Raw genomic sequence first — 8690 nt, 5'->3', positions numbered from 1 at the left:
CAGAATGATGTACAGGCTCCCTTCAAATACCCTCTCCCCATTACCCGCACATTTCAACAATCTATCTTTCATCCCATATTCATCAACATCCGCTATTATTGATTTCCAGCTTAATCATCACCTGATGAACAAAAATAATGACTAAACCCAATCATGAGCTTAGCCCGGCGCTGATCGTGCTAATGTCGATCGCCACCGGTCTGGCGGTCGCCAGCAATTATTACGCACAGCCATTGCTCGACACCATCGCGCGTAACTTTTCCCTTTCCGCCAGTTCGGCAGGCTTTATTGTTACAGCCGCGCAGTTGGGCTATGCCGCAGGTCTGCTGTTTCTTGTTCCATTGGGTGATATGTTTGAACGCCGCCGCCTGATTGTCACCATGACCTTACTGGCAGCCGGTGGCATGTTAATCACTGCCAGCAGTCAGTCGCTGGCGATGATGATCCTCGGTACGGCATTAACCGGTTTATTCTCGGTCGTGGCACAAATTCTGGTTCCACTGGCGGCGACGCTGGCTTCACCGGACAAACGCGGCAAGGTGGTTGGCACCATTATGAGTGGCCTGCTGCTGGGGATTTTGCTGGCGCGTACCGTTGCCGGGCTGCTGGCGAATCTCGGCGGCTGGCGCACCGTCTTTTGGGTCGCATCGGTGTTAATGGCACTGATGGCACTGACGTTATGGCGCGGCCTGCCACAAATGAAATCTGAAACCCACCTCAACTACCCACAGTTGCTTGGTTCCGTTTTCAGCATGTTTATCAGCGATAAGATCCTGCGCACCCGCGCGTTGCTGGGCTGCCTGACCTTTGCTAACTTCAGCATTCTCTGGACATCAATGGCTTTTTTGCTCGCCGCGCCGCCTTTTAATTACAGCGATGGCGTAATTGGTCTGTTTGGACTTGCAGGAGCTGCCGGGGCGTTGGGCGCTCGCCCGGCGGGCGGTTTTGCCGATAAGGGCAAATCGCATCTCACAACAACGTTTGGTCTGCTGCTGTTGTTACTTTCATGGTTGGCGATCTGGTTTGGCCACGCTTCCGTACTGGCGCTAATTATCGGCATTCTGATACTGGATCTCACCGTGCAGGGCGTGCATATCACCAATCAAACTGTGATTTATCGTATTCATCCTGATGCGCGTAATCGCCTGACCGCAGGTTACATGACCAGCTACTTTATTGGCGGTGCTGCTGGTTCGCTGATCTCGGCATCCGCCTGGCAACATGGCGGTTGGGCTGGCGTTTGTCTGGCTGGCGCGACGATTGCCCTGGTTAACTTACTGGTCTGGTGGCGAGGTTTTCATCGTCAGGAAGTCGCAAATTAAGCAATCAGCAACCGTTTTCGTGGCTTTACACTTATAAGGGTGTTAAGAATCCCATCAGTCTGATAAGGTTAGGATATTCATCCAGACTATTAATAATATTAACAATCGTTAAGCGTACACTCTATGGTAAGCCCTACTCCACTGCCTGCTTCTGGTTCGGCGACCTTCATGGAAGGCTGCAAAGACAGTTTACCGATTGTTATTAGTTATATTCCGGTGGCCTTTGCATTTGGTCTGAATGCGACCCGTCTGGGATTCTCTCCCCTGGAAAGCGTTTTTTTCTCCTGCATTATTTATGCAGGAGCGAGCCAGTTTGTCATCACCGCAATGCTGGCAGCTGGTAGTAGCTTGTGGGTAGCCGCATTGACCGTTATGGCAATGGATGTTCGCCATGTACTGTATGGTCCATCGTTGCGTAGCCGCATTGTTCAACGCCTGCAAAAATCGAAAACCGCACTGTGGGCATTTGGCCTGACGGACGAAGTTTTTGCCGCAGCAACGGCAAAACTGGTACGTAATAATCGCCGCTGGAGCGAAAACTGGATGATCGGCATTGCCTTCAGTTCATGGTCATCGTGGGTATTTGGTACGGTAATAGGGGCATTTTCGGGCAGCGGTTTGCTGCAAGGTTATCCAGCCGTCGAAGCAGCATTAGGCTTTATGCTGCCGGCACTCTTTATGAGTTTTCTGCTCGCCTCTTTCCAGCGCAAACAATCCCTTTGCGTTACCGCAGCGTTAGTTGGTGCCCTTGCTGGCGTAACGCTATTTTCTATTCCCGTCGCCATTCTGGCAGGCATTGTCTTTGGCTGCCTCACTGCGTTAATCCAGTCATTCTGGCAAGGAGCACCTGATGAGCTATGAGGTTCTGCTGCTTGGATTACTGGTTGGCGCGGCGAATTACTGCTTCCGCTATTTACCCCTACGCCTGCGAGTGGGCAATGCCCGCCCAACCAAGCGTGGCGCAGTGGGTATTTTGCTCGACACCATTGGCATCGCCTCGATTTGCGCTCTGCTGGTTGTCTCTACCGCACCAGAAGTGATACACGATTCACGCCGTTTCGTACCCACGCTGGTCGGTTTTGCGGTACTGGGAGCCAGTTTCTATAAAACACGCAGCATCATTATTCCCACTTTATTGAGTGCGCTGGCCTACGGGCTGACGTGGAAAGTGATGACGTTTCTATAGACCACAAGAATCATTTTTCTAAAACAATACATTTACTTTATTTGTCACTGTCGTTACTATATCGGCTGAAATTAATGAGGTCATACCCAAATGGATAGTTCGTTTACGCCCATTGAACAAATGCTAAAATTTCGCGCCAGCCGCCACGAAGATTTTCCTTATCAGGAGATCCTTCTGACCCGTCTTTGTATGCATATGCAAAGCAAGCTGCTGGAGAACCGCAATAAAATGCTGAAGGCTCAGGGGATTAACGAGACGTTGTTTATGGCGTTGATTACGCTGGAGTCTCAGGAAAACCACAGTATTCAGCCTTCTGAATTGAGCTGTGCTCTTGGATCATCCCGTACCAATGCGACGCGTATTGCCGATGAGCTGGAAAAACGTGGCTGGATCGAACGTCGTGAAAGCGATAACGATCGCCGCTGCCTGCATCTGCAATTAACGGAAAAAGGTCACGAGTTTTTGCGCGAGGTTTTACCGCCGCAGCATAACTGCCTGCATCAACTCTGGTCCGCGCTCAGCACAACAGAAAAAGATCAGCTCGAGCAAATCACCCGCAAATTGCTCTCCCGTCTCGATCAGATGGAACAAGACGGTGCTGTTCTCGAAGCGATGAGCTAACGCGTCATCTCGCTCAAAAATCCAGACTTATAAAAGAAAAACTGACCGGCCAGCATCGCAACGTGCTGGCCTTTTTGGCAAGCAGGTCGGCTCAGCCGATGAGTTAAGAAGATCGTGGAGAATACTATGAGCGCAAATGCGGAGACACAAACCCCGCAGCAACCGGTAAAGAAGAGCGGCAAACGTAAGCGTCTGCTCCTCCTTCTCACCTTGCTCTTTATTATTATTGCCGTAGCGATAGGGATTTATTGGTTTTTGGTACTGCGTCATTTCGAAGAAACGGATGACGCATACGTGGCAGGAAATCAGATTCAAATTATGTCTCAGGTGTCAGGCAGTGTGACGAAAGTCTGGGCCGATAACACCGATTTTGTAAAAGAAGGCGATGTGCTGGTCACTCTCGACCCGACGGATGCTCGCCAGGCGTTTGAAAAAGCCAAAACTGCGCTGGCTTCCAGCGTACGTCAAACCCACCAACTGATGATTAACAGCAAACAGTTGCAGGCAAATATTGAGGTGCAGAAAATCGCCCTCGCCAAAGCTCAGAGTGACTACAACCGCCGCGTGCCGCTGGGCAATGCCAACCTGATTGGCCGCGAAGAGCTGCAACACGCCCGCGACGCCGTCACCAGCGCCCAGGCGCAGCTGGATGTCGCCATTCAACAATACAATGCCAATCAGGCGATGATTCTGGGGACTAAACTGGAAGATCAACCTGCCGTGCAACAGGCTGCCACTGAAGTGCGTAATGCCTGGCTGGCGCTGGAGCGTACCCGTATTGTCAGCCCGATGACTGGTTATGTCTCCCGTCGCGCAGTACAGCCTGGTGCACAAATTAGCCCAACCACGCCGCTGATGGCGGTCGTTCCAGCCACGAATATGTGGGTGGATGCTAACTTTAAAGAGACGCAGATTGCCAATATGCGCATCGGTCAGCCGGTTACCATCACCACCGATATTTACGGCGATGATGTGAAATACACCGGTAAAGTGGTTGGTCTGGATATGGGTACGGGTAGCGCGTTCTCGCTGCTTCCGGCGCAAAACGCCACCGGTAACTGGATCAAAGTCGTTCAGCGTCTGCCTGTTCGTATCGAACTGGACCAGAAACAGTTGGAACAATACCCGCTGCGTATCGGTTTATCCACGCTGGTGAGCGTCAATACCACTAACCGTGACGGCCAGGTACTGGCAAACAAAGTACGCTCCACACCGGTCGCGGTAAGCACCGCGCGTGAAATCAGCCTGGCACCTGTCAATAAACTGATCGACGACATCGTAAAAGCTAACGCTGGCTAATCCAGAGGTGCGTGTGATGCAACAGCAAAAACCGCTGGAAGGCGCGCAACTGGTCATTATGACGATTGCGCTGTCGCTGGCGACATTCATGCAGGTGCTGGACTCCACCATTGCTAACGTGGCGATCCCCACTATCGCCGGGAACCTGGGTTCATCACTCAGTCAGGGAACGTGGGTAATCACCTCCTTCGGGGTGGCGAATGCCATCTCGATCCCTCTTACCGGCTGGCTGGCAAAGCGCTTCGGGGAAGTGAAACTGTTCCTCTGGTCGACCATCGCCTTCGCCATTGCTTCGTGGGCATGTGGTGTCTCCAGCAGTCTGAATATGCTGATCTTCTTCCGCGTGATTCAGGGGATTGTCGCCGGGCCATTGATCCCGCTTTCGCAAAGTCTGTTACTGAATAACTACCCACCGGCCAAACGTTCTATCGCGCTGGCGTTGTGGTCGATGACGGTGATTGTCGCGCCAATTTGCGGCCCGATCCTCGGCGGTTATATCAGTGATAATTACCACTGGGGCTGGATATTCTTCATCAACGTGCCGATTGGCGTGGCGGTGGTGTTGATGACACTACAAACCCTGCGCGGACGCGAAACCCGCACCGAACGGCGGCGGATTGATGCCGTGGGGCTGGCGCTGCTGGTGATTGGTATCGGCAGCCTACAGATTATGCTCGACCGGGGTAAAGAGCTGGACTGGTTCTCATCACAGGAAATTATCATCCTCACCGTGGTGGCGGTGGTGGCTATCTGCTTCCTGATTGTCTGGGAGCTAACGGATGATAACCCGATAGTCGATCTGTCGTTGTTTAAGTCGCGCAACTTCACCATCGGCTGCTTATGTATCAGCCTCGCGTATATGCTCTACTTCGGCGCTATTGTTCTGCTGCCGCAGCTGTTGCAGGAAGTCTACGGCTACACGGCAACATGGGCAGGGCTGGCCTCTGCGCCGGTAGGGATTATTCCGGTGATCCTGTCGCCGATTATCGGTCGATTTGCGCATAAACTGGATATGCGGCGGCTGGTGACGTTCAGCTTTATTATGTATGCCGTCTGCTTCTACTGGCGTGCCTATACCTTTGAACCGGGTATGGATTTTGGCGCGTCGGCCTGGCCGCAGTTTATCCAGGGCTTCGCAGTGGCCTGCTTCTTTATGCCGCTGACCACCATTACGCTGTCTGGTCTGCCACCGGAACGACTGGCGGCGGCGTCGAGCCTCTCCAACTTTACGCGAACGCTGGCGGGGTCTATAGGTACGTCCATAACGACGACGATGTGGACTAACCGCGAGTCGATGCACCATGCTCAGTTGACCGAATCAGTGAACCCGTATAACCCGAACGCCCAGGCGATGTACAGTCAACTGGAAGGTCTGGGGATGACGCAACAGCAGGCATCGGGCTGGATTGCTCAGCAGATCACCAATCAGGGGCTGATTATTTCCGCCAATGAGATCTTCTGGATGTCAGCCGGGATATTCCTCATCCTGCTGGGGCTGGTGTGGTTTGCTAAACCGCCATTTGGCGCAGGCGGCGGCGGAGGCGGTGCGCACTAAGGTTGTCAAAGGGAGCTGTGGCTCCCTTTTTTATATGCTCATTCTGTAAACGGTTGTTTAATCAACGCCAAATTATGCCATTATTGAGGGTTGCATAATAAACAGTTCTGCAATCAGAAAAAAATAGACAATGTATTTATATTCTTCTTAAGAATCGTGTGTTTTATCTCATATTTTTATTCATTTCATCGATACACAGAAATCACATTTATATTATTTTTTTGATAAAAATCCTGGTATTTCCCCTCTTCTAAGAAGATGTGCAAACAATAAACATGCAATTAATTCGTCATTTATATTAAATTAAAAAATATCGACATCACACATCTTAATGATTTTCCTCGCTTTTCTTTTTATCATTTTTTACCATTTAAGATATTTAAAGATTTTTGCTACAGAAAACTATGCAGCTTATTTTTTAGTTCAACTCCTAAATCATCAAAACAAATTAATATTAAATTAACCATAAATTAAACTGATTTATAAACATTGGTTTCACGCACTACTCTTCATTTGATAAAACAGTAACCTGTTCCAAAGACGTTAAAACCTAATTTTCTTACGTAGTTACTGTGAGCTCATTATTTATCTAAAAATAAATCATAAGGATGAGAAGGAACTTTATGAATATCAAAAAGCATCCCTTGTCAACGCTGGCAATAGCTATTTCAACCGTGTTATCAATACCCGTTTCACTGGCATGGACACCACCCACGACCATCAACAGTGATGTTACCATCGACAATAATGATGTTGTAACGCTATCCTCATCCGAAAATAATTCATCAGCCTGGGATCAATTTCATTATCTTAATGTTGGTTCAAAAAGTGAAGGAACATTGAATATAGATGGGCGGGATCTGTCTACGGCTAAAATCGTAATCGGCAATGCTACCTCCGGGGTAATGAAATTAGAAAATAATACTCATCTAACGCTTAGTCATGCATCGCCTAATGAACGCGATGTTTATTTAGGTAAGAATGGTGGTTCAGGAACCTTAATGGTGCTTAGCGGCAGTACTATCACCGATTTAAATGAATTCAGAATCGGTGAATATGATTACCAAGCACAAGGGCAAGTCATTATTGACGGTGCGGGTTCTTCCGTTTCTGCAACGTATGTGATGGTCGGCGATCAGGGAACAGGTAAACTCGAAATCACGCATGGCGGTCGTCTTACAGCATCAAAGGATGTGCTCATTGGTTTTACTGGAAGTTCAGGTGATTTCCACGGGACTGGATACGGTGAAACGCTGGTTGATGGCGACAATTCTTCATTAACAGTGAATGAATATATCAACCTCGGGGGATTGAGTTCATTGCAGAACGAGGCCAAGGGGGTACTTACCGTTAGTAATAATGCCACGGTCAGTGCTAATCAATTTATCTGGCTTGGGATAGCAGAAACCAGCACCGGTATTCTAAACATTGGTGGAGCGCAGGGAGAAGCAGAACAGAAAGCGGGGATCATCAAGACGCCGATTATCCATATGGGAAGCAATGTCGGGAATAGTACTGCCCAAATTAATTTTAACCACTCCAGCGAAGATTTTATCCTGGCTGCAGATATAGTTGGCAAAGGCGAAGTTAACCAGGAAGGTTCCGGCGTCACGACGTTGACTGGCGCAAATACCTACTCTGGCCAAACAAATATTAATAAAGGCACCTTGCGCGCCGGTATCAACGATACCTTCAGCCCAAACTCCGATTATGTTGTCGACAGTGAAGGGAATATCGATTTAGACGGTTTTTCACAAACCTTAAATACACTGGATTTGGCGGGTACAGCAACACTGTCTTCCTCAAAAAATGGCGACAAATTCACGCCTGCCACACTCACCATTAATGGCAATTACACTGCTAATAATGGTTTGTTAGTTATGCGTACCGAACTCGGCGATGATAATTCCGCGACTGATAAGCTCATCGTAAAAGGTGATACTTCCGGTAGTACCCGCGTCATGGTCAACAATGCGGGCGGTCTGGGCGCGGATACTCTGGAAGGGATAAAAATTGTCGAGGTTGACGGCCTGTCAGAGGGCGTTTTCAGTAAAGAAGGTCGTATTGTTGCCGGTCCCTATGACTACAACGTGGTAAAAAGCGACAACCAGAACTGGTTTTTAACCAGTGAAATTCCCGCAGGACCGTATACTCCGGTACTACCCGTCATCCCGGACCCCGATCCTGAGCCACCTGTAACACCTGAGCCCCCTGTAACACCAGAACCGCCTGTGACACCGGAGCCGCCTGTTACGCCATCTGTTCCACAACCAGAACGAAAACATCTGTATCGCCCGGAAATTGGTAGCTATCTGGCCAATATTCAGGCGGCAAATACGCTGTTTAATACCCGGTTGCATGACCGTCTGGGGGAAACACAATACACCGACCTGCTCACTGGCGAACAGAAAGTAACCAGTTTGTGGATGCGTAATATTGGCGGACATAATCGCTTTAAAGATCGTTCGGATGAATTGAGCACTCAGAGCAACCGTTATGTTCTGCAACTGGGTGGTGATCTCGCACAATGGAGCAGTAATGACCTTGATCGCTGGCATCTCGGCTTAATGGCTGGCTATGCCAACAGCAAGAGTCACACGCATTCCAACCTGACCGGGTACAGCTCACGTGGGCAAATCGACGGCTACAGTGTGGGCGTGTATGGCACCTGGTACGCTAACGAAGCAGACAAAACCGGGACTTATGT

Annotated in this window: 7 protein-coding genes; all 7 read left to right on the top strand. The window is 49.6% G+C overall.

The genetic code is table 11. From position 1 onward, the window contains the following. Positions 1-137 precede the first annotated feature (137 nt). On the top strand, positions 138-1322 hold the full coding sequence (locus D9734_RS23220) for an MFS transporter (protein WP_130210898.1): 1185 nt from the start codon (positions 138-140) through the stop codon (positions 1320-1322). Positions 1323-1445: 123 nt separating this feature from the next. Beyond that, positions 1446-2183, top strand: a complete 738-nt coding sequence (gene ygaZ, locus D9734_RS23215) for an L-valine exporter subunit YgaZ (protein ID WP_130210896.1) — start codon at positions 1446-1448, stop codon at positions 2181-2183. Further along, complete coding sequence (gene ygaH / locus D9734_RS23210; RefSeq protein ID WP_130210894.1) at positions 2173-2508, top strand: L-valine transporter subunit YgaH; 336 nt, start codon at positions 2173-2175, stop codon at positions 2506-2508. Before ygaZ ends, ygaH begins: the two co-directional genes overlap by 11 nt. 90 nt (positions 2509-2598) lie before the next feature. Then, positions 2599-3129 (top strand): multidrug efflux transporter EmrAB transcriptional repressor EmrR, encoded by a 531-nt coding sequence (gene emrR, locus D9734_RS23205; protein WP_000378441.1) that lies wholly within the window; start codon positions 2599-2601, stop codon positions 3127-3129. A 126-nt stretch (positions 3130-3255) separates the two neighbouring features. Then, positions 3256-4428 carry a multidrug efflux MFS transporter periplasmic adaptor subunit EmrA gene (gene emrA, locus D9734_RS23200; RefSeq protein WP_001295175.1) on the top strand — a complete coding sequence of 391 codons (1173 nt, stop codon included), beginning with the start codon at positions 3256-3258 and terminating at the stop codon, positions 4426-4428. Positions 4429-4444: 16 nt separating this feature from the next. Then, positions 4445-5983: a multidrug efflux MFS transporter permease subunit EmrB gene (gene emrB / locus D9734_RS23195; RefSeq protein ID WP_130210892.1), complete on the top strand. Its 1539-nt coding sequence runs from the start codon at positions 4445-4447 to the stop codon at positions 5981-5983. A gap of 623 nt (positions 5984-6606) precedes the next feature. Beyond that, on the top strand, positions 6607-8690 hold a 2084-nt coding region (locus D9734_RS23190; protein WP_130210889.1), incomplete at its 3' end, for an autotransporter outer membrane beta-barrel domain-containing protein.

This window comes from Escherichia sp. E14S1 (assembly GCF_004211995.1).
GTDB lineage: Bacteria > Pseudomonadota > Gammaproteobacteria > Enterobacterales > Enterobacteriaceae > Escherichia.
Note: the sequence above shows the minus strand (reverse complement) of the source record. Positions and strands in the feature narration are given on the sequence as shown.